At 63.0% G+C, this 22,742-nt stretch carries 25 protein-coding genes; 24 read left to right on the forward strand and 1 reads right to left on the reverse strand.

The features are described from left to right. Positions 1–44: 44 nt before the first annotated feature. The 16 genes from PAE61_RS05135 to PAE61_RS05205 all read left to right on the forward strand — a co-directional run bounded on the left by PAE61_RS05135 (position 45) and on the right by PAE61_RS05205 (position 16,525). Positions 45–2,183: a ParB/RepB/Spo0J family partition protein gene (locus PAE61_RS05135; protein WP_271114298.1), complete on the forward strand. Its 2,139-nt coding sequence runs from the start codon at positions 45–47 to the stop codon at positions 2,181–2,183. Positions 2,184–2,280: 97 nt separating this feature from the next. Next, positions 2,281–2,586: a hypothetical protein gene (locus PAE61_RS05140; protein WP_271114299.1), complete on the forward strand. Its 306-nt coding sequence runs from the start codon at positions 2,281–2,283 to the stop codon at positions 2,584–2,586. Positions 2,587–3,003: 417 nt separating this feature from the next. Beyond that, complete coding sequence (locus PAE61_RS05145) at positions 3,004–3,168, forward strand: hypothetical protein (protein ID WP_010335706.1); 165 nt, start codon at positions 3,004–3,006, stop codon at positions 3,166–3,168. 198 nt (positions 3,169–3,366) lie between these two features. Further along, positions 3,367–3,915 carry a hypothetical protein gene (locus PAE61_RS05150; RefSeq protein WP_271114300.1) on the forward strand — a complete coding sequence of 183 codons (549 nt, stop codon included), beginning with the start codon at positions 3,367–3,369 and terminating at the stop codon, positions 3,913–3,915. Between the two features lie 65 nt (positions 3,916–3,980). Continuing rightward, entirely contained in the window at positions 3,981–4,397 is a 417-nt protein-coding gene (locus PAE61_RS05155; protein WP_271114301.1) for a hypothetical protein, read from the forward strand. Beyond that, a complete protein-coding gene (locus PAE61_RS05160; RefSeq protein ID WP_271114302.1) occupies positions 4,390–5,034 on the forward strand; it encodes a DUF8835 domain-containing pootine in 645 nt (214 codons plus the stop codon). The genes PAE61_RS05155 and PAE61_RS05160 overlap by 8 nt, the downstream gene beginning before the upstream one ends. 158 nt (positions 5,035–5,192) lie before the next feature. After that, positions 5,193–9,515 carry a strawberry notch family protein gene (locus PAE61_RS05165; RefSeq protein ID WP_271114303.1) on the forward strand — a complete coding sequence of 1,441 codons (4,323 nt, stop codon included), beginning with the start codon at positions 5,193–5,195 and terminating at the stop codon, positions 9,513–9,515. Beyond that, positions 9,515–10,552, forward strand: coding sequence for a DUF7146 domain-containing protein (locus PAE61_RS05170; RefSeq protein ID WP_271114304.1), 1,038 nt, complete (start codon positions 9,515–9,517; stop codon positions 10,550–10,552). The genes PAE61_RS05165 and PAE61_RS05170 overlap by 1 nt, the downstream gene beginning before the upstream one ends. Positions 10,553–10,858: 306 nt before the next feature. Next, entirely contained in the window at positions 10,859–11,785 is a 927-nt protein-coding gene (locus tag PAE61_RS05175; RefSeq protein WP_271114305.1) for a DUF2493 domain-containing protein, read from the forward strand. 151 nt (positions 11,786–11,936) lie between these two features. Continuing rightward, positions 11,937–12,377, forward strand: coding sequence for a hypothetical protein (locus tag PAE61_RS05180; RefSeq protein WP_271114306.1), 441 nt, complete (start codon positions 11,937–11,939; stop codon positions 12,375–12,377). An 82-nt stretch (positions 12,378–12,459) separates the two neighbouring features. Further along, a complete protein-coding gene (locus tag PAE61_RS05185; RefSeq protein ID WP_271114307.1) occupies positions 12,460–13,266 on the forward strand; it encodes an AraC family transcriptional regulator in 807 nt (268 codons plus the stop codon). 68 nt (positions 13,267–13,334) lie between these two features. Continuing rightward, the gene (locus tag PAE61_RS05190) at positions 13,335–13,736 is read left to right on the forward strand and encodes a DUF2000 domain-containing protein (RefSeq protein WP_271114308.1); all 402 of its coding nucleotides are present in this window, start codon (positions 13,335–13,337) and stop codon (positions 13,734–13,736) included. A 3-nt stretch (positions 13,737–13,739) separates the two neighbouring features. Continuing rightward, on the forward strand, positions 13,740–14,336 hold the full coding sequence (locus PAE61_RS05195) for a LysE family translocator (protein ID WP_271114309.1): 597 nt from the start codon (positions 13,740–13,742) through the stop codon (positions 14,334–14,336). Between the two features lie 633 nt (positions 14,337–14,969). Continuing rightward, positions 14,970–15,296 (forward strand): DUF736 domain-containing protein, encoded by a 327-nt coding sequence (locus PAE61_RS05200; protein WP_271114310.1) that lies wholly within the window; start codon positions 14,970–14,972, stop codon positions 15,294–15,296. Positions 15,297–15,729: 433 nt separating this feature from the next. Beyond that, positions 15,730–15,945 (forward strand): transcriptional regulator domain-containing protein, encoded by a 216-nt coding sequence (locus PAE61_RS17590; protein ID WP_353620385.1) that lies wholly within the window; start codon positions 15,730–15,732, stop codon positions 15,943–15,945. After that, positions 15,884–16,525, forward strand: coding sequence for a DUF2285 domain-containing protein (locus tag PAE61_RS05205; RefSeq protein ID WP_271114311.1), 642 nt, complete (start codon positions 15,884–15,886; stop codon positions 16,523–16,525). The genes PAE61_RS17590 and PAE61_RS05205 overlap by 62 nt, the downstream gene beginning before the upstream one ends. Before the next feature lie 7 nt (positions 16,526–16,532). Here PAE61_RS05205 and PAE61_RS05210 read toward each other — a convergent pair whose 3' ends face one another. Then, complete coding sequence (locus tag PAE61_RS05210) at positions 16,533–16,829, reverse strand: DNA -binding domain-containing protein (protein ID WP_434803104.1); 297 nt, start codon at positions 16,827–16,829, stop codon at positions 16,533–16,535. Between the two features lie 461 nt (positions 16,830–17,290). Between PAE61_RS05210 and PAE61_RS05215 the strand changes: the two genes are divergently transcribed. Genes PAE61_RS05215 through PAE61_RS05250 form a run of 8 tightly spaced genes read left to right on the forward strand, consistent with a single transcriptional unit; the run spans position 17,291 to position 21,696 of the window. Continuing rightward, a complete protein-coding gene (locus tag PAE61_RS05215; protein WP_271114312.1) occupies positions 17,291–17,563 on the forward strand; it encodes a helix-turn-helix transcriptional regulator in 273 nt (90 codons plus the stop codon). After that, positions 17,564–18,655 carry a replication initiator protein A gene (locus tag PAE61_RS05220; RefSeq protein ID WP_271114313.1) on the forward strand — a complete coding sequence of 364 codons (1,092 nt, stop codon included), beginning with the start codon at positions 17,564–17,566 and terminating at the stop codon, positions 18,653–18,655. Then, positions 18,652–19,305, forward strand: a complete 654-nt coding sequence (gene parA / locus PAE61_RS05225) for a ParA family partition ATPase (protein WP_271114314.1) — start codon at positions 18,652–18,654, stop codon at positions 19,303–19,305. Before PAE61_RS05220 ends, parA begins: the two co-directional genes overlap by 4 nt. Further along, a complete protein-coding gene (locus PAE61_RS05230; protein WP_271114315.1) occupies positions 19,302–19,556 on the forward strand; it encodes a hypothetical protein in 255 nt (84 codons plus the stop codon). The genes parA and PAE61_RS05230 overlap by 4 nt, the downstream gene beginning before the upstream one ends. Further along, positions 19,553–20,068, forward strand: a complete 516-nt coding sequence (locus tag PAE61_RS05235; RefSeq protein ID WP_271114316.1) for a DUF2840 domain-containing protein — start codon at positions 19,553–19,555, stop codon at positions 20,066–20,068. Before PAE61_RS05230 ends, PAE61_RS05235 begins: the two co-directional genes overlap by 4 nt. Then, on the forward strand, positions 20,065–20,610 hold the full coding sequence (locus PAE61_RS05240; protein WP_209483340.1) for a S26 family signal peptidase: 546 nt from the start codon (positions 20,065–20,067) through the stop codon (positions 20,608–20,610). The genes PAE61_RS05235 and PAE61_RS05240 overlap by 4 nt, the downstream gene beginning before the upstream one ends. 35 nt (positions 20,611–20,645) lie before the next feature. Beyond that, positions 20,646–20,981, forward strand: coding sequence for a DUF736 domain-containing protein (locus tag PAE61_RS05245; RefSeq protein WP_112520466.1), 336 nt, complete (start codon positions 20,646–20,648; stop codon positions 20,979–20,981). Between the two features lie 4 nt (positions 20,982–20,985). Continuing rightward, positions 20,986–21,696: a lytic transglycosylase domain-containing protein gene (locus PAE61_RS05250; protein ID WP_271114317.1), complete on the forward strand. Its 711-nt coding sequence runs from the start codon at positions 20,986–20,988 to the stop codon at positions 21,694–21,696. The last annotated feature ends 1,046 nt before the right edge of the window (positions 21,697–22,742 follow it).

Consider the following 22,742-nt stretch of genomic DNA (forward strand, 5'->3'; position numbering starts at 1 on the left):
GCCGGAGAGAGAGGCTCACCGGCGTCCGTCATGGAGTAACTGACATGACCACTGCCGTTCAGAAGATCACCCTGTCGTCGTCGCGCGACATTCCTTTCAACAAGCTGGTGCTCAGCCAGTCCAACGTCCGGCGCGTCAAGGCCGGGATATCGGTCGAGGAACTGGCCGAGTCAATCGCCCGTCGCGGCTTGATCCAGTCCCTGCATGTCCGCCCGGTCGTGGATGCCGAGGGCAAAGAGACCGGCATGTTCGAGGTGCCCGCCGGCGGTCGCCGCTTTCGCGCGCTCGAACTGCTGGTCAAGCAGAAGCGCCTCGCCAAGGTCGCGCCGGTCCCCTGCGTCGTGTCGGAAGCCAGCGCCGATGTGCTGATCGACGAGGTATCGCTCGCCGAGAATATCGAGCGGGCACCGCTGCATCCGCTCGATCAGTTTCGCGCCTTCCAGGCCATGCGCGAAAAGGGCATGACCGAGGAAGTCATCGCCGCCGCCTTCTTCGTCGATGCCAAAGTGGTGAAGCAGCGCCTGCGGCTGGTTTCTGTCTCACCGGCATTGCTCGATCTCTATGCCGAGGACGGCATGACGCTGGAGCAGTTGATGGCCTTCACCGTCAGCCCTGACCATGCCCGCCAGGAACAGGTCTGGGACGCGATCAAGGATGGCTGGCAAAAGGAACCCTACCACATCCGCCGCTTGCTGACCGAAACCACGGTCCGCGCCGCTGACAAGCGGGCAGTGTTTGTCGGCATTGCCGCCTATGAGGAGGCTGGCGGCTGCGTCTTGCGCGATCTCTTTCAGCAGGACGATGGCGGCTGGCTGCAAGATCCGGTGCTTCTCGACCGGCTGGTGGGCGAGAAGCTGAAGGCCGAGGCCGAAGCCATCGCCGCCGAGGGCTGGAAGTGGATCGAGGTCGCCATCACCTTTCCCTATGGTCACGATCATGGCCTTCGCCAGATTGTCGGCACCACGGTTGATCTGAGCGAAGAGGAACGCGCCACCCGCGAGGCATTGCGCGACGAATATGACCGGCTTGAAGCCGAATATGGCGAGGCTGACGAACTGCCTGACGAGATCGACGCCCGCCTCGGTGAGATCGAACAGGCGCTGGAAACCTTCGAGCACCGCCCGATGACCTTCGAGCCGGACCAGATCGGCATGGCGGGTGCCTTCGTCAGCATCGACGCTGATGGCGCATTGCTGGTCGAGCGCGGCTATGTTCGCGCCGAGGATGAAACGCCTGCGGAACCGGAAGCTGAGATCGTTGACCCGGAAACTGGCGAGGTGATCCAGCGGGCAGAACCGGAGGAAGGCCGCATGCGTGCAGTCATCACGCTGGGCGGTCGGCCGGTCGAAACGGAGGAGGAAGATGATGCCGACACCATCAAGCCGCTGCCTGATCGGCTGGTCAGCGAGCTGACCGCGCATCGCACGCTGGCACTGCGGGATGCGGTGGCCGTGAACCCGCATGTCGCCATGACGGCACTGCTCCACCGGCTGGTCATGAATTGCTTCATGCCGCATTCCAGTCGCGGGTGCCTGGAAGCACAGGTCCGGGAGGTTCATCTGCCCGCTCAGGCCGAGGATCTGCGCGATAGCGCATCGGCCAAGGCCATCGCTGACCGGCACGAACGCTGGGGCGATCATGTCCCGGCAGACGATGCCGCCCTCTGGGATTGGCTGACCGATCTGGACGATGGTTCGCGCATGGATCTGCTCGCTCATTGCGTCAGCTTCGGTGTGAATGCGCTTTATGAGAAGCCGAATCCTTACAGCGGCACAGGCGTCAGCCAGCACGGGCTGGACATCCGCCTGTCGCAGGCTGACCGGCTCGCGCGTTCGACCGGCCTCGACATGGTGGCCGTGGGTTGGCGGCCGACGGTTGGCAATTATCTCGGCCGCGTGACGAAGCCGCGTATCCTTGAAGCTGTGCGCGAAGGGGCCGGAGACCGGGCCGCCGATCTGATCGGACACCTCAAGAAGGGCGACATGGCCAAGGAAGCCGAACGCCTGCTGGCGGAAACCGGTTGGCTGCCCGAGCCGCTGCGCATGGTGGACGAAGGTATCGAAGTCGATCCGGCATCGGGCGCTGCGGCGGAAGCCGACGATCTGCCCGATTTCCTCTCTGGTGATGGCGAGGACGACCCGGCTGACGACGAGGAAGAACAGCATATGGTCGCTGCTGAATAGCACTCATGCGGGGCGGCTTCGGTCGCCTCGTCTATCGCCCTCCGTTTCCGCAACTCGCCCGGTCCTCGTGATCGGGCTTTTTCTTTGGAGAGCCGCCATGGCTGCCAGCATCGACATTGACGAAATCTTCGCCCAGGATCGGGAGAACCATCCGAACGAACGAACGCTGCCTTGGGAAGAAACCCGCGACGGCATCACCGTCGTCGTCGAGCCAAAGCCCCATTGGGCCGAGGACATGCGCGTGTTCCGCCTCGATGCCCGTGAATATTGCCGCTACACCGAATGGACTGCCCATGGCGGCCGTGCGCGGTTCTATGGTCATATTGACACATCGGGCGACGATCTGATGATGAAAGCACGCGCCATGATCGCCCGAGAAATTGCCGATGGGCTTTGGAGCTGAAGGTCCGATCGCAGGGTGTCGGGCCGTGAGGATGGGAGGTCTGCACCGGACGGGTCCATTCCGGCTTCACCATGCAATCCGCCGTCTCCTTCAGAACAAGCGGCAGCCATCTTTGGCCTGAAGGGAACACGATCCTGATGCCAGCATGGTGGCAAGGCTGGCGCGGCAGAGCATCTGCGACGGGTAGCCGGCATCCAGTCAGATGCGAAAAACCACCCCCGCTTCCATTCGCAAACCTTGGTCCGATCCGTCTCTTTGACATTCAACCCCGAAGGGGTCGGCTTACGCGCGCGTGCCGCCCTCGGGGATTCGGAAAAAGTCCGAACGCCCTCGGGTGATTGCAGATCCGGTCAGACACTTCGGGCGCCTGTCGCGCGGGGGATGGTCCCCCGCCTCCAAAGACAGGAGCCGGAACCCATGTCCTATGCAGATGCCACCGCCTTCGCCGCCAGCCTCGCCACCACGCTGATGGTCTCGATCGTCGTGTTCCAGGCCGGGGACGGCACCCACGCCGCTTGCCCCGCCGCCGAGTTCGACGGCGACGACGACATGGTGAAGCTGGAGCTGGACCCGTGGGAATAAGGCGCGGGAGCGCCTCATCCCCGGCGGCCCGAACGCGACACCCGCGATCGGGCCTTCAGCCTTGCGATGGTCGCCCATCGCCGGCAGCGGAACCGGGGACGAAACCCCGGTCAGAGAGGAAGAGTGCGGGCCGTTCGGCCGTGACGGGTTGAGGGTCGGAGAGAGAGGCTTTTCGGCGCCCGTCATGGAGTGATCCCGATGACCTTTGCCCGTTCCGAAACCTTCCGTTCCATCGGTCATATTCTGGCTGCCGATGTGCTGCCCGCGCTTTATCGGTCGCAAAAGCTGCCGCTGCGCATCTCGTGCCTCGGTGTGGCCAGCTATGACGCCAGTGATGCGGCGACCAGCTTTGACCGCGTGATCCCGCTTGGCGAATGCCCGTCACCGGAAAAAGCCATACAGGCCGCGGCCTTGCGCCTGTCGCGCGGCGATATTTGCACAGGGCCGGACAGCTTCCCGTCCTTTCAGCCGCGCATCATGCTCATTCAGGACCGCGATCAGCGCCTGGTCCTCGCCGGCGAAATCCGCGCCGGCATTATCCTCTGGCAACAGCCAGTCGCATGCGATGCCGAGGCACGCAGGATCGTGACCGAGGCCAGCGGCCTGCGCGGTATGGCATTCCGGGCCACGGACCCCGGTGACGCGAGACGGCTGCGTTACCGCGCCGCTGCGCTGGAGGCCCGGCTGGTCGATCCCTTCTGGCGCGATGCCGCGGCTGATCTGCTCCGCCTGCCACAGGCCGCCTGAGCTTCACCCATTCCATCCCATTCGGCTCGGCCTTATGCCGAGCCATGTCATGTCCGGAGACCGTCATGGCCGACTATTTCACGCACTTTTCCTGCCTCCTCGACGTAGGCACCCCCGAAAACGCTGCCCGCGCGCTGGATCTCTACAACGCTCTGGCGGATGACAATGCCGCCGAAGATCCGCCATCGGACGGCTTCCTGCTCTCCATCCAGCCAGAACATGGTGGCACACAGCTCTGGATGCGTGATGACGTCACCGGCGATCCCGAGCATGTCATCCAGTTCGTCAAACGCTGTGCCACCGAGTTCCACCTGACGGGCCTATGGGGCCTTCAATACGCAAACAGCTGTTCTCGTCCGAGAATCGACGGCTTCGGCGGCGGCGCGCATGTCCTTGATCTTGCCACCGGCGAAACGGTCGACTGGATCTATACCGATGGTTGGCTTTCCTCAGTTCTCGAAGGGAGAGATCCCTATGCCTGAGATCATCGAAACCACCGTCTATCGCCTGGGCGAATTGTCTGATGCGGCGAAGGACAAGGCCCGCGCCTGGTATCGTGAGGGCGGCTTCGACTATGACTGGTACGATGCGGTCTACGAGGATTTCCAGCACATCGCGGAAATCCTCGGGCTGAACCTCAAGACCCGCACCATCGGGTTGATGGGAGGAGGCACACGGCAAGACCCCTGCATCTGGTTCCGGGGCTTCTGCTCGCAGGGCGACGGTGCGTGCTTCGAGACCTTCTATTCTTACCGGAAGCATGCGCCGCGCCTGATCCGGGAATACGCCCCGCAGGACACCGAACTGCACCGCATCGCCGACGCCCTTCAGGCAATCCAGCGCCGAAACTTCTATCAGCTTAGCGCCGATGCCAGCCATCGCGGCCATTATTATCACGAATACTGCATGTCGATCTCGGTCGAGCGAGACAGCCCGACTTGGCAGGACATGACAGCCGATGCCGAGGAGACGATCATCGAGGCGCTGCGCGATCTGGCCCGCTGGCTGTACCGCCAGCTTGAGCGCGAATATGATTATCTGTCCTCGGACGAAGTGGTCGATGAAACCATCGCCGCCAATGAATACACATTCACCGAGGTCGGTCGCCGCTTCGGATAATCCCGGGAAGACACTGACAAGCGCCCCGCCGTCCGGTCGGGGCGCTTTTTTTGTGCTACACTTTGAGAGTGAGAGGCGGGCCGAAAAGGGTCAGGTCCGGGTGGTCGAGAGAGAGCGCCGTCCGGACTTGTCCTTCCCGCTCTCCTAAGGTTCCCGACATGAACATGGTGTTTCCCGTGACCGATCCGGTCACGCCGCTGGCGGCTGCGCCCGCGATCCTGGCTGCGGCCAATCTTTTGCTCCCCCATCTCGAACGCGGCCAGCGCGTCGATGCCGCCACCTTGCGCGGCGCGATGGAAACGGCCTTCGGCGCGTCCGACGCTACCGGCGCGTGGGACTGGAAGCTGGCCTATGAGGCGTGCGAAGTCTCTACGGTTCTCTTCCTGCGCAAATACGGAAAGGCGCTTTTCCGTAAAGCCGTGTCTCCGGCTGCACGGATTTCCGTGCTGGCAAAGATCACGGCGCTGTTGCCCACGCAGACCCGGCGTTCCGAAGAAAGCCAGAACTTCCAGCAGTTTTCGACGCCGATCCCGCTCGGCCTTGCCGCTCTGACAGCCGCAGCGATCACGCCCCATGACCGTGTGCTGGAACCATCAGCGGGCACCGGCCTTCTGGCGATCCTGGCGCAGACCATCGGCGGCTCGCTGATCCTCAACGAACTCGCCGAGACTCGCGCCGATCTGCTGGCCCAGCTCTTTCCCGCCTTCGCCGTCACCCGGTTCGACGCCGCCCAGATCGACGATCATCTGGCCGCAGATGCCGTCCCGTCCGTGGTGCTGATGAACCCGCCATTCTCGGTCATGGCCAATGTCAGCGGACGTGTCGCAGATGCGGCCTACCGCCATGTTGCCTCGGCGCTGGCCCGTCTTGCTCCGGGCGGTCGGCTGGTGACGATCACCGGCGCTGGCTTTGGCCCCGAAACTCCGGCATGGCGGGACGCTTTCATCCGCTTGCAGGCGCGTGGCCGTGTAGTGTTCAGCGCCGCCGTCGATGGCGCGGTCTATGCAAAGCACGGCACCACGATCGACACGCGGCTGACTGTGATCGACAAGCTGCCCGCCGACGATCCGGCGAGTTTTCCGGCATCACCGGGGATCGCACCTGATGTTGCCACGCTCATCGGATGGATCGAGGCGCATGTTCCTCAGCGTTCGCCTGTCTCCTTGCCGAAGATCGTGGTGCCTGCTTCGACCGCCGCGCCGAAAACCGTGCGGGGCTATCTGGTCCGCGCGACTGCTGCTCGGCCTGCCGCTGCTCCGGCCAACGATCCTGAGGGCGTCGAACTTTCCTATGAGACCGTGGACTGGACGCCACCGGACGGCGCTCGCCTGTCTGACGCGATCTACGAGGAATATGCGCTGCAATCGCTGCGCATTGCTGGCGCCCAGCCGCATCCGACCAAGCTGGTGCAATCCGCTGCAATGGCCTCGGTCGCACCGCCGAAGCCCTCCTACCGGCCCATGCTGCCCGCTAACATCTGCGCGCGTCTGTCGGACGCCCAGCTTGAGACAGTGATTTATGCCGGAGAAGCCCATGCCGATCATCTCGCCGGCGCATGGACCGTGGACGAGCATTTCGACAATGTGAGCGCCGCGCCCGAGGATACTGCCGGATCGATCCGTTTTCGCCGGGGCTTCATGCTCGGTGACGGAACCGGTGCTGGCAAGGGCCGCCAGTCCGCTGCCATCATTCTCGACAACTGGCTGCGCGGTCGGCGCAAGGCGATCTGGATCTCCAAATCCGACAAGCTGATCGAGGACGCGCAGCGCGACTGGTCGGCGCTCGACATGGAACGGCTGCTGGTCACGCCTCTGTCACGCTTCCCGCAAGGCGCAAAGATCACGCTGTCGGAAGGCGTCCTATTTACCACCTATGCCACGCTGCGATCCGACGATCGGGGCGATAAGGTTTCGCGCGTGCGTCAGATCGTTGAATGGTTGGGCTCCGATTTCGACGGGGTTATCATATTCGACGAGAGCCATTCCATGCAGAATGCCGGTGGCGGAAAAGGCGAACGCGGTGATGTCGCCGCTTCGCAGCAGGGACGTGCGGGCCTGCGGCTTCAGCACGTGCTGCCCGATGCCCGCGTGGTTTACGTCTCGGCGACCGGCGCCACCACCGTCCACAATCTCGCCTATGCGCAGCGCCTCGGCCTCTGGGGCGGTGAAGATTTTCCGTTCCAGACCCGCGCCGAGTTCGTTGAGGCGATCGAAGCCGGTGGCGTTGCGGCCATGGAGGTGCTGGCCCGCGACCTGCGATCCCTCGGTCTCTATACCGCGCGCTCACTTTCCTATGATGGCGTCGAATACGAACTTATCGAGCATCAGCTCACGGACGAACAGCGGCACATCTACGACTCATATGCTGCCGCCTTCGCAGTGATTCATGGGAATCTCGATGCGGCGATGGAAGCCGCCAACATCACGGGCAGCGAAGGAACGCTGAACCCGCAGGCGAAATCGGCCGCCCGTTCGGCCTTTGAAAGCACCAAGCAGCGCTTCTTCGGCCATCTGCTGACTTCCATGAAAACCCCGACCCTGATCCAGTCCATCGAGGCCGACCTGGAAGCGGGCCACGCCGCCGTCATCCAGATCGTCTCGACTGGCGAAGCGCTGATGGAACGGCGGCTTTCCGAGATCCCGACCGAGGAATGGAACGATATTTCCGTCGATGTCACGCCGAGGGAATATGTAGGCTCGTATTTGCAGCATTCCTTCCCGGTGCAGCTCTATGAACCCTTCACCGATGGCGAGGGGAACCTCTCCTCACGCCCTGTCTTCCGTGATGGTCAGCCGGTGGAATGCCGCGAAGCCGTGGCGCGGCGCGACGAGATGCTGGAGCAACTCGGTTCGCTTCCACCCGTGCCGGGGGCGCTCGACCAGATCGTCCAGCGCTTCGGCACGGATATGGTGGCGGAAGTCACAGGCCGTTCGCGCCGGATCGTGCGCAAGGGTGACGGAGCATCGGCACGTCTTGCGGTCGAGAACCGAGCGCCTTCTGCCAACCTCGCCGAGACTTCGGCCTTCATGGATGACCAGAAGCGCATTCTGGTTTTCTCGGATGCGGGTGGCACCGGACGCAGCTATCACGCCGAACTCTCAGCGAGAAACCAGCGCCTGCGCGTGCATTATCTGCTGGAACCGGGCTGGAAGGCAGATGCCGCCATTCAGGGGCTGGGCCGCACCAACCGGACCAATCAGGCGCAGCCGCCGCTGTTCCGGCCCATCGCCACGGATGTCAAAGCCGAGAAGCGCTTCCTCTCGACCATCGCCCGCCGCCTCGACACGCTGGGCGCGATCACGCGCGGCCAGCGCCAGACCGGCGGTCAGGGGCTGTTCCGCCCCGAGGACAATCTGGAATCCGCCTATGCCCGCGATGCGTTGCGCCAGCTCTATCTGCTGATCGTGCGCGGCAAGGTCGAGGGTTGCTCTCTCGAACGGTTTGAATCCGCCACCGGGCTGAAGCTGATGGACAGCAATGGTGTGAAGGACGAACTTCCGCCGATCACCACCTTCCTCAACCGCCTGCTGGCGCTGACCATCGAGTTGCAGGGCATCCTGTTCTCGGCCTTCGAGCAGCTTCTGCAGGCGCGGATCGACGGTGCGATTGCATCCGGCACCTATGATATGGGGCTGGAAACGCTGAAGGCCGAAAGCTTCATCGTCACCGACCGGCAGGTGATCCACACCCATCCGGGCACAGGCGCGGAAACCCGGCTCCTGACGCTCACCGAGCGCAAGCGCAATCAGCCGGTCACGCTCGATGCGGCCCTGGCAGAACTGGATGATCCCCGTGCAAGATTGCTCATCAACGAGCGATCCGGTCGCGCCGCCGTGCAGATCCCGACCACCAGCGTCATGCTGGATGATGGCGAGATCGAACGGCGTGTGCGGCTGATCCGGCCGATGGAGGCGATGAACATTCCGGTGCGAGCCATGGGCGAGACCCACTGGATCGAGGCCGACCGTGCCGCCTTCACCGTGGCCTGGAAGGCGGAACTGGCCGACGTGCCGGAGTTCACCGACAGCATCCTGCATATGGTGACAGGGCTACTTCTGCCAATCTGGAAGCGGCTCCCGCAGGACTCCTCCCGCGTCTATCGGCTCCAGACCGACGAGGGCGAACGCATCATCGGTCGCCGGGTCTCGCCGGCCTGGGCCGCCAATGCCTCGACCAGTGGCGTCACCAGCAGCCTGACACCGGATGCCGCCTATGCCGCGCTGATCGAAGGTCGCACGATCCTTGATCTCGCCGAGGGGCTGCAACTGCGCCGCGTCCGGGTCATGGGCGCCAACCGGATCGAACTGACCGGCTTTACTGACGCGATGCGCGACCGGATGCGAGCCTATGGCCTCTTCAGCGAGATCATCTCGTGGAAGCTGCGTTTCTTCGTGCCGGTCGGCGCGACGGGACCGGAGATCATCGGCAAACTGCTTGACCGCTTCCCGGTTGAACGCATCGGTGAGCGGGAGGCCGCATAATGTCGCGTCTCAGCGCTTCCGAACTGGCGCAGCGTCTTGGCCGACAGGCCGAGGTGGTGTGCCGTCACTATCTGTCGAACGGTCGCAAACAGGGCAATTACTGGCAGGTTGGCGATGTCCGAAACACGGCTGGCCGATCCATGTTCGTCCGGCTGCAGGACAGCGTGAAAGGCGCTGCCGGTAAATGGCAGGATTCGGCCACGGGTGAATATGGCGATCTGCTGGACGTGATCCGGGACTCGCTCGGTCTGATCGACTTCGCAGACGTTGCCGAAGAAGCCCGGCGCTTCCTCAACCTGCCGCATCCTGAACCGCAGCCGCCATCCCGCCCGTCCCGAACGCCCGCACCATCGGGATCATCCGAAGCCGCACGCCGCCTCTGGCGCATGACGCAGCCGCTGATCGGCAGTACCGCAGAAGCGTATTTACGCGGACGCGGCATTACGGATTTACGCCAGACCGCAAATCTGCGCTTCCATCCCAATTGCTACTGGCGGCCCGAGGACGATGGCCCGACCGAAACATGGCCCGCCATGATCGCCGCCGTCACCGACCTCGATGGCAGGATCACCGGCGCACACCGCACATGGCTGGCCCCGGACGGTTCCGGCAAGGCACCCGTCGATCCGCCGAGGAAGGCAATGGGCGACCTGCTCGGACATGCGGTTCGTTTCGGTGATGCGCAGGATGTCATGGCAGCGGGGGAAGGTATCGAAACCATCCTGTCGCTGCGTCAGGCTCTGCCCACCATGCCGATGGTTTCCGCACTCTCGGCCGGACACCTCGCTGCCATCCTGTTCCCGCCGCAACTGCGCCGGCTCTATATCGTCCGCGACAACGATCCGGCAGGTGACAGCGCCCGTGATAGCCTGGTGGACCGGGCGGTTGATGCCGGGATCGAGGCCATCACACTCTCGCCCATGATGGGGGACTTCAACGAAGATCTCGCAACTCACGGGCTGGATGCCGTTCGGGCAGAGATCCGGGTGCAAATCGCTCCCGAGGACGTCAGCCGCTTCATAACTTCAATCGCATAGCCGGCACGGAGCCGTGATCGGGGCGTTCCGATCCTGTCATGCGCACAGGCTGCATCCTGTCATCAGCAGAGGACCGCGCCTTGGCCTTCCGAGAGGGCGATCGGCCCACAAACGCTCCGGTCAGGCAATGGCGGCGCCCGACTGATTTCCGTCGGCGGGCAAGCCCGCCTTTACAGCGCGAAACAAATCAGCCGGGCTTTGCCATCAAGGCCCTCGCCAGAGGCTCGCGCTGCCAGACCGGAGCGCCCGTGAGCTTTCGTCGCCATGAAGGCCGCGACGGTCGCGGTCCAACTGACGGAAGCATCCATGTACGCGCACGACGATTTCGAACCCGATCACAGCACGTCCCCGACCGGCCACGCCATCGAAGAACTCGAACTCTACGGCTACCGTCCCTCGGAAGACGAGGCCGATCCCCGGATCACACCCGAAGATCACGTCATCCAGGGCGCAGTCTCCGACATCTTCGACGCCCTGATTTCCACCATGGCCGACACCAGCCTCGACTTCGACCTCGACGAGATCCTCTGGTCCACAGTCAACACCTTCCACCGCGCTGTCGAGCGGATCGAGACCAAACTCGACGATAACGAGCAGGCACAGAAGCGCCTTCAGCGCGAACAGGACGGCAGCGAGGTCAAATCCGTCCAGCTCGAAACACTGATCGGCGCGGGCCAAAGCCTGATCGAGCGCCGCGACAGCATGGAAACCTTCCGCGATACCGCCGCCGACATCTATCTGCGCACCACCGGAACGCCCTGGTCGCAACGCTCCGGCTCACGGGTCAACCATCGCAAGATGACCTCGGCCATGATCGACAGCCGCGACTTCATCGCCGCCAAACGCCGGGCCGACAATGAGGTGCTGCTGCCCGCCGGACCGAAGATCGCCTTCTCGGGCGGAGACACCACCGATCATCGGACGATCTGGGCCAAGCTCGATCAGGTCCACGCCAAGCACCCGGACATGGTGCTGATGCACGGCGGATCGCCCAAGGGTGCGGAACGCATCGCGGCCACATGGGCCAATAACCGCAAGGTCGCACAGGTTGCTTTCAAACCTGACTGGGCAAAACATGCCAAGGCAGCACCCTTCAAGCGCAACGACCAGATGCTCTCCACGATGCCGATCGGGGTCATCATCTTCCCCGGCACGGGCATTCAGGACAATCTGGCCGACAAGGCCCGCAAGATGGGCATCCCGGTCTATCGTTTCGGGACCGGCAGCGCGTAAGCGCTGCCTTCCCACCTCATCTTAAGCATGACGATAGCGCCCGCCGATCATTCCATGTCGCCTGGACAGGCATATTCATGCTATATGTCGCGGTGCGCCATGGTGGTGGTGGAAGGCGCAACCGTCCAACCTTTTGCACGGAGGCACCACCATGATCATTCTCGGAATCCTCGTTTCCATCGCAGCCATCGGCACCATGTGCTGGTTGCTATTCAATCTCGCCGTCTTCGCCCTGCCGTTCTTCATCGGCCTGAACGCAGGCATTTGGGCCTATGGCACAGGGGCTGGCTGGCTCGGCGGCATCGTTATCGGTCTCCTCGCCGCCGGTCTGACACTGGCAGTCGGCCAGGGCCTGCTCATGCTGATCCGCCCGATCTGGGCGCGTTTGCTGATTGCTCTGGCATTCGTCGCTCCGGCGGGTATGGCCGGGTTCTACGCCACGCTTGGTATCGTCAAGCACACGATGCCGTCTGAGACATGGCAGCTCATCTTCTCGGTGATCGGGGCGGTGGCGGTGGGCGTGACGGCGTTCCTGCGCGTTGCGGGCATGACGGCAGCCGGTCCAGCGGACGGGAACCTTGCACGCACCTGAGCAAAGACCAGAGCAACGATTGTTGTAATAGAAGGCCAACTCACCTTCCAATACTCCATATCTGAATGCTATCTGGTTAGTAATGCAGCAAAATCTCTATCATCACCTTGGCTGGCTTCATGGCATCGAACTATTCGAAGCCGCGTTCAGCACACAAACATTCGGCCGACATGCACATGAAGGCTTTGCGATCGGCGCTATTGCCGAAGGTGCCGGTGGCTATGTCTGCCGCGGCGAGAGTATGGTTCTGCCAGCAGGGTCTCTGTCCCTCATGAACCCCGAGGAACCCCATACCGGCCATGCCGCCGCCGGTCGCGTGCGCTACAACATGCTCTACGCCTCTGAAAATGCCGTGCGCGCGTTTCTGGGGCTGCGTCATCTGCGCGGTTTTTCTGCGATAGCGCCGCAGGATAGGGGATTGAGCCTGACCCAGGCGCTCGCCGCGCTCGCTCATCGCCTCAACACGCCTGCAAAGGCCGACTGGCAGATCGCGGTCGAAGAAGCCGCTCATGACGTACTGGCGCAGGCGTTCACCCATTACGGCGGGGCCGAACTGCGCGCAGCGGGCCATGAGCCGGCCGCTGTCAGGCTGGTTCGGGCACGGATCGCCACTGGAGTAGATGCGGGCGAGATGCTGACCCTTGCCGAACTGGCAGAGGAGGCACAATTGAACGTGTCCTACCTGATCCGCAGCGTCAAACGCGCGACAGGGCTAACGCCCCACGCCCATATCTTGCAAGCCCGTGTGGATCGAGCGCGCCGAATGCTGCTCGACGGCACTCCTGCGGTTGAAGCAGCCATTGCGGCGGGCTTCTGCGACCAGGCCCATCTCATCCGCCAGTTTCGCCGTCATTACGGCGTTACACCCGGTGCATTGATCCGGCACTGAAAGGTCAATTTAGTCCAATACTGCCCGACTCTCCCATGTCAGAGCGTTCCCAAAAAGGATCGTTCTTCATGTCGTTCAAACCCGTTATCATTCTCGCCGAAGACCTGCCTCTCGGCCTCAAGAGTAATTTTGCCGCCGTTCTCGGTATGAGCCTCGGCCAGTTGCGTCCCGAGCTGATCGGGGCCGCGACCCCTACGCAGGACGGTGTGACACTTTCGGGCATCACCAGCGTTGCCCTGCCGATTCTCGGCGCCCCCGCTGGTGATTTGCCCGCATTGTTCCTTGCCGGCGAAGATTTGCCGATCCGACTGGCCTATATGCGCTCGGCCTTCGAGGCGAGGGATTATGCGGATTACACCGCCCGCATCGCCGCTGCGCCGCTGGCCGACCACGCGCCGCAGGCGATTCTGCTCGGCGGCCCCCGCAAGGCGGTGGACCGGATTTGCGGCCGCCTGCCGCTGCTGCGCTGACCCATGCTGCCCTTCGAGACGCTTCTTGCCATGTCGGGCTTCGCGCTGGCCGCCTCCGCGACACCCGGGCCAGTCAACATCATCGGTGCGATGACCGGCGCGCGCTACGGCGTAGCGCGGGCGCTGGCCTTCGTCACTGGCGCGACCGCAAGTTTCCTCGTTCTGTTTCTCGCCTTCGGTACGGGGATGCTGGCGGGAACCGGATGGATAATGGCGCTTGCCCGCCCAATGACCCTGATCGGGAGCGCCTATCTGCTCTGGATGGCATACGGCCTTGCCCGCGATGACGGCATGGTCGAGCGGCAAGACCTCAACGATGCACCCGGATTCTGGTCGGGAGCGCTGGTGCAGGGATTGAACCCGAAGGCATGGTTTGCGGTGTTTTCCTCGCTCTCTACCTTCGTGCTTCCGCTTCCTGATCGCCTCACGGGGCTGGTCGTATTCGCCGCATTGTTCGGGCTGATCTGCTGGCTGTCGCTCACACTTTGGGCTTGGGGTGGCGCGCGGGTCGGTCAGCGCCGGATGCGCCTGTTCAATCGCGTCATGGCAATCGCGTTGGCGCTGTCGGTCATGTGGATGCTGACCGAGGCCCTTATGTGAGCATCGGCTCATTCCTTCATGAGGCAAGCAACCGTGCGGACGGCGGCCTTATAGGCGCACCTCAATCACAGTGATCTGTTGATGGCGACCAGAAGCAGTGCGGATTATCTTCCATCTTCGTCAGAAAAATGGTGGCAGACAGCGACCAGGTATCGGATCAACTTGAGGCACAGACGCGGCCCATAGGAGCGCAAAACGGTCAGCGCCAGCGTTGTGGGCTGACCAGAACCCGGTTGGGGGCAATGCCGGTAGAACAGGCCCGAAAGAGAGATGCGCATGGCCTGAGACGCAGGGCGACAAGCAAGGCCGGTGTTACCCGTCCGGTCGTCATGATGGGCCTCAAGATTGCCACGTCTCCGTTCAACCCCCGTGTCTCGACCGCTCCAAACGGCCTCTTCAATGGCCTGATCTGGCCGAAGAACAGCGCGATGCGCTTCGACCGCTTTAGCGCAACAGCGTCGTCACAACTTTCTTCCCCTGACGGCAGAGCCGCCATTCCGCGCGGAACAAGAAAGTTTCTCCTGTGCTGTCCAGCCCCCCCCAAGGGGGGTGCGCCAGCGTTCGTCTCCGGCCGGTTGATCGCCATCGAGGCCGCAATGGTGCGGGCTCGGAAACGGAAAACGGAGACGTAAAATGGCAACCATCGGCACCTTCAAGAAGACCGCTTCGAACGAGTTCACCGGCGACATCGTCACCCTCAGCGTCCAGGCCAAGGGCGTGCGCATCGTTCCCGACCTGCGCGCCACCGGTGAGAACGCCCCCAGCCACCGGGTCCTGGTCGGCCGCGCCGAAATCGGCGCCGCCTGGTCCAAGCGCTCCAACGAGGGCCGCGACTATCTGGGCCTCAAGCTGGACGATCCGAGCTTCAACGCCCCGATCTACGCCAACCTCTTCGATGACGAAGAAGGCGAAACCTTCTCCCTCATCTGGTCCCGCCCCAACGGTCGCCGCGGCGACTGAGGGGCGGCACAAAGGCTCCGACCACGAGGTCGGGGCCTTTCTCCATGCCTGCAGGAAAGCCGTCACGCCCACCGCAACCGCTACACCCAATTCTCCACCCGCACGCCGGGCATGCGGACGAACTCCTTCCTATTGTCGTCACCACGATCAGCCCCTTGCTGCGGGCGTGTGCTCCGAGCTGCCCGTAATGGCAGTCGCCTTGTCGCCTTGTCGCCCTGCGGTTCCGGCATTCGGCTTTGATCACTGACACGGGAATGTCGTCAGGGTGTCTCCCATGTGGTGCGCAACAGTGCTAACGAGAGATTCTTTAATGGATTGATCGGGTTTGGCGATTCACTTATCGCGTTAGGTACGCTACCGCAAAACCATTCGATACCGCAGCCTTTTCGGGTCGGACGCGGCCTTGTGCCGTCCGGCTTTGGGAGGACGCGCCATGCAGAGCATAGATTGGCGTACTCCGGCGGCCTATAAACGCATTAAAGACCTTCCGCCCGCCGGTTTCGCCTGGGAATATCTTCGTCGCAACGAAGACTATCGCCATGACGTCGAGAGACTCGCGCAGAGGAGAGAACCCGCGGGAGAAGAGGTTGACGCCTTTGCTTCCCGCTGGGGGGTGCGATTTCGCACACGACCCCGACTCGCAGCCTGACGGCGTACCGCCATTCTGGTCGCCGCATTTCAATCCGCAGGCCATTATTCTGTCTCCGGTCGAGCAGAACGATGCCGATGGCAGGCGGCTTGTCGCTCTTGCACATCTCGATGGTCTGATCCTGCGCCGTGCGCCGGATGGCTGGCACGCAATCTGGCGTATCGGTGGGATGGAGCATCAATTCTGGCTGCCGCAGGGCGCGATCGATGCGGCAGCTTTCTATGCTGCAATCCTGCCCATGGACGAGTTCATGGAATTACGCGCCCATGCGGCCCGCCGCCTCTGGAGGTGCCTGACAGGCCGCTCTCCGGGGCCGGATATTCGCGCAATGCCTGCGCAGCTTAGGCAATGGCACCTTTTGTCGCTACGGGCACTGGACGCACGGCTGCACGGCGAAAGCTATCGCGCCGTTGCCGAAGTCCTGCTCGGTTTCCGTGGCAATAAGGAAGACTTCGAGACTGATCCGCGCAAGAACAAGACACGTCGTCTTGTTGCCCACGGCATCAGGATGATGCGCGGGGGCTATCGGCTGCTCTTACATTATCCGGTCAAGCCGATTGCACGATCAAAAGGCAAATGAGGCAATCTCACTGATTCCTGTTTGCCGCAGCCTGTTCCAGTATTTGCCTGTAACCTTCCCGCGACAGCCATTGAGCGCGCTCCAGATGGCTCTGCCAGCATCGCCGGGTTCGCATTTCATCTGATGCCGGATCGCGGTGCAGAACAATTCGCGCCACTTCCTTCCAGTCGGCTTCCTCGAACTTGGCGTCCAGAATACGCAGATAGGTCACAAAGTGCTGCTCGTCATAGGCGGTGATGATATGGTCGGACGGGGCCAGATCATCCACATCAGGATCAAGTTCGACGGGTGCTTTCACGGTCATTCCCCTTCTTTCAGAAGAGTTTCTGCGGTTCGCCCCCGCAATGAAACTCTCTGACTCCTGGTGATCGGGGAGTTAGTAACCGTGTTGAACGGCCCCATGGCCTTTAGCTGGAAAGCCTGTTGCATACGCCACAGGCTCCCCGACCATAGGGTCAAGGAGTGTGGTGCCGTCACGGCCGACACCAACCGTCAACAGGGGTTACTAAGCCCCGGAGCAGTGCGTCTGCCCCATCTGCATTCATAGCCGAACTGCGCGCGGATGTCTTGAGCGAATCCGCATCGTCCTCCCTGAGTTGCTGAAATCTCACGTCTTTTCGCGCTGACATGGCCTCTGTCGGGGGTGCCGTCTGCGTATGTACGCAAATGCGGCACGCTACACGCCGCCGATCACTTCCCATGGTTCGCCATAGCGCGCCGCCGTCTCCGGCGGCCGCATCAACCTGACGAACCGGAGGTGATCTCATGACCGAGCGCCGCAACACGGAAATGCCACCGCGAATGCTGCGTACTCAGGAAGCAGCACGTTTTCTCGGTATTTCTCTTCGCACACTGGAAAAGCACCGGACCTACGGGACGGGTCCGACCTATCGCAAAATCGGTGGCCGGGTTCTCTATACGGTCGAGGATCTCCAGTCTTGGGCCGACATCGGAACGCGCAAATCCACCAGTGACGAGGGTGCAGGCACAGTCTTTCCGGCTCGCCCCCTGACGCCTGAAGAGCGGAGCAAGCTTTGAATGCGGCGCGTCGATCACCCTGACGCCCAGCGGCGCGAAGGCGGTAGCGAGCGCAGCCACCTCGATCCCTTCGTGGTCGCAACCGGCGATGCCAGTCCACGCGACCAGCGCGATCTGATGGAACGGCCTTTCTTCTCGCTGGCGAAGACGCCGCGCACGAAGCCGATCCTCTACAAGACCGCCGATGTCGAGGTGCAGGTGTTCGGCATGCCCGAACATGGAATGGCGACGATCTGGGATGCTGATGTGCTGATCTGGGCTGCAAGCCAGATCGTCGCCGCCGAAAACAACGGCATCAAGACATCCCGCTTCTTCCGCTTCACGCCCTATCATCTGCTGCGCGCCATCGGCCGCGACACCGGAAACCGGCAATATCTGCTGCTGAAGGCAGCGCTTGCCCGGCTGCAATCCACGGTCGTCGCCACGACGATCCGTAACGGCAAGCATTGGCGCCGCCGCCAGTTCTCCTGGATCAACGAATGGGAAGAGATGACCACGCGCGACGGTCGCGTTGAGGGCATGGAGTTTGTCCTGCCCGAGTGGTTCTACAACAGTGTCCTTGACCGTTCGCTGGTCCTGACCATCGACCCGGATTATTTCCGGCTGACCGGTGGTATCGAGCGCTGGCTCTACCGTGTTGCCCGCAAACACGCCGGACATCAGCCGCATGGCTGGCTGTTCGAGGTTGCGCACCTTTACCAGAAATCCGGCAGCATGGCCCGGCCATCGGACTTTGCACTGGACTTGCGCCGCATTGCTGCCCTCCAGCCGCTGCCCGGCTACCGGCTCAAGATCCTGCGCGAGGATCGCCGCGAACTGCTGCGAATCCGCCCCGAAAATCTATCCACAGTGCCTGTGGATAACATTGTGGATGCCGTCGGTACATCAGGCGCAAAGGGTATCGGTACATCAGGCGCAGCACTGTCGGCACATCAGGCGCACGAGCCCCAGTTAAGCCTCTGGAACCAAAAGAAGAATCCGACTGCTAACTTAGAATCTAACATAGAATCTAACTTTTCTTCTTTGACGCGCGCGCATGAAAGGCACGGTGCCAGTGCCACTTCCCGCCAACCTGGGCGGGGTACGCCATGATCGTCGCGCTCCTCAATCAGAAAGGCGGCGTGGGCAAGACCACGCTCGCGCTGCATCTCGCCGGAGCCTGGGCTGCGCAAGGGAAGCGGGTCATCCTGATCGATGCCGACCCGCAAGGCTCCGCACTCGATTGGTCAGAGCGGCGCAGCCATGAAGGGCTGCCAAGGCTGCTCACCGTCATCGGCCTTGCCCGCGATACCCTGCACAGGGAAGCGCCGGAGCTGGCACGCGACGCCGATCATGTCGTCATTGATGGTCCGCCCCGTGTCGCTGGTCTGATGCGCTCTGCGCTGCTTGCAGCCGATCTGGTGCTGATCCCGGTGCAGCCATCTCCTTTCGACGGCTGGGCCTCGGCCGAGATGTTGGCGCTTCTGAACGAAGCGCGCATCTATCGACCGGAGCTGTCCGCCCGTTTTCTGCTGAACCGATGCGCTGCGCGCACCGTCATCGCCCGCGAAACGGCCGAGACACTGGCTGACCATGATCCGCCCTTGCTGGCCACGACGATCGGCCAGCGTGTCGCCTTCGCCGAAGCCGCACAGACCGGACGGCTGGTGTCGGAGACCGATGGCGGCGAACGGGCTGCACAGGAGGTCACAGCGCTGGCGGCCGAGATCGATGGCCTCGGTATCGGGAGGATCGTGCCATGACACGCCCGCCCGTCAAATCCGGCTTCGCATCGCGTCCGGGCAACCCCGATAGCTGGGTCAGAGCCAACGATGCGCCGGCAACCTCCAAGACGGCTACGGAGGCGTTCACCGCGCGCCTGACCATCGACATCACGCCCGAACTGCGCGGGCGCATCAAGGTCGCCGCTTTCCGGCGCGGCGTCACCGTCGCTGTGATGCTGCGCGAGCTGCTGGTCCGCGAGTTTCCACTCGCCGAAGGAGATCAGCCATGACCGGTAAAACCGTGCGCGTTGCGCATGAACATCCGCAGGCGGGTGGGCCAACTCCGTTCGCCACAATGGTCGAGCTGACCTTCCAGAAGAAGGTCGAGCGCTGGATCAGGTTCGGTCACAAGAGTTTTGAGCAGATCATCGACCGCCGCCGCAGTCTGATCGGTTTTGCGCCCGAAAGCATCTTCGCCTTCGTCCGTTGGGCCTCCAACGATTACGGCACTATCGTTTCGCGGCTCGACATCCTGCGCGCTGTCGGGCGTGGCGAACCGTACCAGACCGTGCCCTTCGTTCGTCCTGGCGGCGAGATCCTGCTGCGTATCGACGGCTGGCGACAAGTCCAGCGGGTGTTGGCCCTGATCGATGCCGTGGACGCGCTAGGCGTCGATCCGGTCGATGTTGCGCCGGAGCATTGGCGGCACGTCCACAACCGTTTGAGTGCTGGTCAGGAACCCAATCCCTACACCCCGGAGCGCCATGCCGCATGGGTCAGCCGCCGGAGGATCGCACCATGAGCCGTCGTCATATCCTTGCCGTGTCCATGCTGGCCGTCGGCACGCTTGTCGTCACGGCGGTTGCCGATCTGCCAACCCGGCTGATCTGGAATGCGACTGCCAGCGCGCCCATCGGCTTCTACACAGTTGCTCCCGCTGATGCGCTCGAAGTGCCCGAACTGGTCGCCATCATGCCGTCTGAGCCGCTGGAGCGGTTCATGGTCGATCGCGGCTATATCGGACGCGGCGTGCCGCTGCTGAAGCGTGTCCTCGGCCTGCCGGGACAGCGCGTTTGCCGCAACGGTGCGACCATTACCGTCGATCATGTCGAGATGGGGGACGCGCTGGAGCGCGACCGCATGGGCCGCGATCTGCCGGTCTGGCAGGGCTGCCGCATTATCGGCGACGGTGAACTCTTCCTCATGAATTGGGACATCCGGGACAGCCTCGATGGCCGTTACTTCGGACCTGTTCCCGCCAGTTCCGTCATCGGCCGGGCGCTGCCGCTCTGGACCGATGGGGAAGGTGATGGCCGCTACGAATGGCGGGCGGCCACGCATTGAACCCACGCCGAAACCTCGACGACAGGAGATTTTTCATGCCACAGATCGGATTGTTCACGCGCGATGAAACGGGCTTTTCCGGGCGCGTTCACACGCTCACGCTCTTCCGTGAGCTTACCATCATGCCAGCCGAGCATTCGGACGCCGAAAACGCGCCGGACTACCGTGTCCATCACGGAGCTGATGACGGCCCCGAGGTCGGCGCTGCATGGAAACGCACCGGCGAAAAGGCTGGCGAATATCTCTCGGTGCTGCTCGACGATCCCGCCTTGCCGCAGCCGATCCGCGCCAACCTGTTCCGCGACGACGATGCAGGCTCGTCATGGTCGCTGCACTGGAGCCGCCCGCGGCCCCGCGAAGATCGGGACTGAGATCATGCGATCCCGCGCCCTTCTTCTCTTCACGGCCCTTCTGTCGGCTGGCAGCGGATTGACGCCAGCGCTTGCGCAGGTCACGCAGCAACCCGCGCCTGTCACTGCGCATCCCCATGCTGCTTTCATTGCCGAGGCGTCACAGCGTTTCGGCATTCCAGAGCACTGGATTCGGGCCGTGCTGCGTGTGGAAAGCGCGGGCGATGTGCGCGCCATCTCATCGGCGGGTGCAATGGGACTGATGCAGGTCATGCCCGATACCTGGGCGGGCCTGCGCAGCCGTCATGGCCTCGGACGCGATCCTTACGATCCGCGCGACAACATCCTCGCAGGTACGGCGTATCTGCGCGAGATGTGGGACCGGTATGGCAATGTCGCGGCCATGCTTGCCGCCTACAATGCCGGTCCCGGTCGCTATGATGAGCATCTGGCGACAGGTCGCACTTTGCCCGCAGAAACACGCGCCTATGTCGCCACGCTCGCACCTGTTCTTGGGCTTGCGACTGCGCCTGATGTGCCGACGATCGTGCCGCCGCCACCGCCAGATTGGCGCGAAGCTCCGCTTTTCGTGGCGCAATCCGGCGGCAATTCGGTTGCAGCCAATCAGCCGTCGAACGACGTCCGCGCAACCGTTCCTATGCGCGTTTCCGTCGATCAGGAGCCGCAGGACGGCGGCATCTTCGTGGCCCGTGCGAGCAATGGAGATGCGCCATGAGCATGGCGTCTCCACGCGCTTTCGGTCCGCTTCCGGTGTGCAGTCAGGCAAGGGGTCGCCTGGCTGCATTCCCGGCAGGAAGGGCAAAAAGGGCAGGGAAGGCGGAGGGCAAGATAAAGGAAACCGGCACTACGCTGGCCGGATTTCTGAAATTGTTGTTGTCTGCACACTGGTTAGGGGAGCCGCGGGCGGCACCCTGTTTTTGGACGGCGCGTGCCGTGATTTTGCGCAAAGCCTTGGCTTTGCAGGATTTCGACCGGCACCATGGCCGCCGAACGCCCGATTTTCCGCGATTTTGGCCAGAGGCGCAGCCATGAGCGCCGACGACGAGAACCGCTTCCGGCCCAAGCCGGGCCGCATCCGCGCCGATGCCCCCAAGCTCGGCAAGGCCAAGAGTTTTCTGACGCAGGCGAAGAAGTTGGCCCGGCAGCACAGCAACAGCCCGTCGCGGTCATCCGCGTCATCCTCGCCACGCTCCCGATCGGCAGCCACCGCCAAGGGCGGCAAGGCATCACGGACGAGCAGCGGGCCGGGCCTCAAGCGTGGACGCGGCGCGTCGTTCGTGCGTGCCCGCACCTTGTCGGGCGGTTGGAAGCACAGCACTTCCGGTATGCGCCGTGTTGTCGTGAAAACCCGCTATGTCCAGCAGGCGGGAAAAAACGGCAAGGCGGCTGCCCATCTTCGCTACATCCAGCGCGACGGCACGTCCCGCGATGGCGAGCGCGGCCAGCTCTATTCCGCGACCGACGACCGCGCCGACGGCAACGTTTTCCTTGATCGCGGCAAGGACGATCGCCACCAGTTCCGGTTCATCGTCTCGCCGGAAGACGGCGCGGACCTCACCGACCTGACCGCACACACCCGCGACCTCATGCGCCAGATCGAAACCGACCTCGGCACGAAACTCGATTGGGTCGCGGTCAATCATCACAACACCGGCCATCCCCATGTGCATGTCATCGTCCGGGGCAAGGACGACCTGGGCGAGAATCTGGTCATCAACGGCGACTATCTCGCCAACGGCATCCGTGAGCGGGCCAGCGAAT

Origin of the sequence: Paracoccus aerodenitrificans, from assembly GCF_027913215.1 — a bacterium.
Lineage (GTDB): Bacteria > Pseudomonadota > Alphaproteobacteria > Rhodobacterales > Rhodobacteraceae > Paracoccus > Paracoccus aerodenitrificans.

What these genes read in the sequence shown, in the direction of transcription:
- PAE61_RS05145 (WP_010335706.1), top strand. Translation starts at nt 3,004, where the DNA reads ATGTCCTATGCAGATGCCACCGCCTTCGCCGCCAGCCTCGCCACCACG.
- PAE61_RS05245 (WP_112520466.1), top strand. Translation starts at nt 20,646, where the DNA reads ATGCCACAGATCGGATTGTTCACGCGCGATGAAACGGGCTTTTCCGGG.
- PAE61_RS05190 (WP_271114308.1), top strand. Translation starts at nt 13,335, where the DNA reads ATGTCGTTCAAACCCGTTATCATTCTCGCCGAAGACCTGCCTCTCGGC.
- PAE61_RS05250 (WP_271114317.1), top strand. Translation starts at nt 20,986, where the DNA reads ATGCGATCCCGCGCCCTTCTTCTCTTCACGGCCCTTCTGTCGGCTGGC.
- PAE61_RS05150 (WP_271114300.1), top strand. Translation starts at nt 3,367, where the DNA reads ATGACCTTTGCCCGTTCCGAAACCTTCCGTTCCATCGGTCATATTCTG.
- PAE61_RS05230 (WP_271114315.1), top strand. Translation starts at nt 19,302, where the DNA reads ATGACACGCCCGCCCGTCAAATCCGGCTTCGCATCGCGTCCGGGCAAC.
- PAE61_RS05200 (WP_271114310.1), top strand. Translation starts at nt 14,970, where the DNA reads ATGGCAACCATCGGCACCTTCAAGAAGACCGCTTCGAACGAGTTCACC.
- PAE61_RS05195 (WP_271114309.1), top strand. Translation starts at nt 13,740, where the DNA reads ATGCTGCCCTTCGAGACGCTTCTTGCCATGTCGGGCTTCGCGCTGGCC.
- PAE61_RS05215 (WP_271114312.1), top strand. Translation starts at nt 17,291, where the DNA reads ATGACCGAGCGCCGCAACACGGAAATGCCACCGCGAATGCTGCGTACT.
- PAE61_RS05235 (WP_271114316.1), top strand. Translation starts at nt 19,553, where the DNA reads ATGACCGGTAAAACCGTGCGCGTTGCGCATGAACATCCGCAGGCGGGT.
- PAE61_RS05165 (WP_271114303.1), top strand. Translation starts at nt 5,193, where the DNA reads ATGAACATGGTGTTTCCCGTGACCGATCCGGTCACGCCGCTGGCGGCT.
- PAE61_RS05135 (WP_271114298.1), top strand. Translation starts at nt 45, where the DNA reads ATGACCACTGCCGTTCAGAAGATCACCCTGTCGTCGTCGCGCGACATT.
- PAE61_RS05180 (WP_271114306.1), top strand. Translation starts at nt 11,937, where the DNA reads ATGATCATTCTCGGAATCCTCGTTTCCATCGCAGCCATCGGCACCATG.
- PAE61_RS05160 (WP_271114302.1), top strand. Translation starts at nt 4,390, where the DNA reads ATGCCTGAGATCATCGAAACCACCGTCTATCGCCTGGGCGAATTGTCT.
- PAE61_RS05185 (WP_271114307.1), top strand. Translation starts at nt 12,460, where the DNA reads ATGCAGCAAAATCTCTATCATCACCTTGGCTGGCTTCATGGCATCGAA.
- PAE61_RS17590 (WP_353620385.1), top strand. Translation starts at nt 15,730, where the DNA reads ATGCAGAGCATAGATTGGCGTACTCCGGCGGCCTATAAACGCATTAAA.
- PAE61_RS05140 (WP_271114299.1), top strand. Translation starts at nt 2,281, where the DNA reads ATGGCTGCCAGCATCGACATTGACGAAATCTTCGCCCAGGATCGGGAG.
- PAE61_RS05175 (WP_271114305.1), top strand. Translation starts at nt 10,859, where the DNA reads ATGTACGCGCACGACGATTTCGAACCCGATCACAGCACGTCCCCGACC.
- PAE61_RS05220 (WP_271114313.1), top strand. Translation starts at nt 17,564, where the DNA reads ATGCGGCGCGTCGATCACCCTGACGCCCAGCGGCGCGAAGGCGGTAGC.
- PAE61_RS05210 (WP_434803104.1), bottom strand. Translation starts at nt 16,829, where the DNA reads ATGACCGTGAAAGCACCCGTCGAACTTGATCCTGATGTGGATGATCTG.
- parA (WP_271114314.1), top strand. Translation starts at nt 18,652, where the DNA reads ATGATCGTCGCGCTCCTCAATCAGAAAGGCGGCGTGGGCAAGACCACG.
- PAE61_RS05170 (WP_271114304.1), top strand. Translation starts at nt 9,515, where the DNA reads ATGTCGCGTCTCAGCGCTTCCGAACTGGCGCAGCGTCTTGGCCGACAG.
- PAE61_RS05155 (WP_271114301.1), top strand. Translation starts at nt 3,981, where the DNA reads ATGGCCGACTATTTCACGCACTTTTCCTGCCTCCTCGACGTAGGCACC.
- PAE61_RS05240 (WP_209483340.1), top strand. Translation starts at nt 20,065, where the DNA reads ATGAGCCGTCGTCATATCCTTGCCGTGTCCATGCTGGCCGTCGGCACG.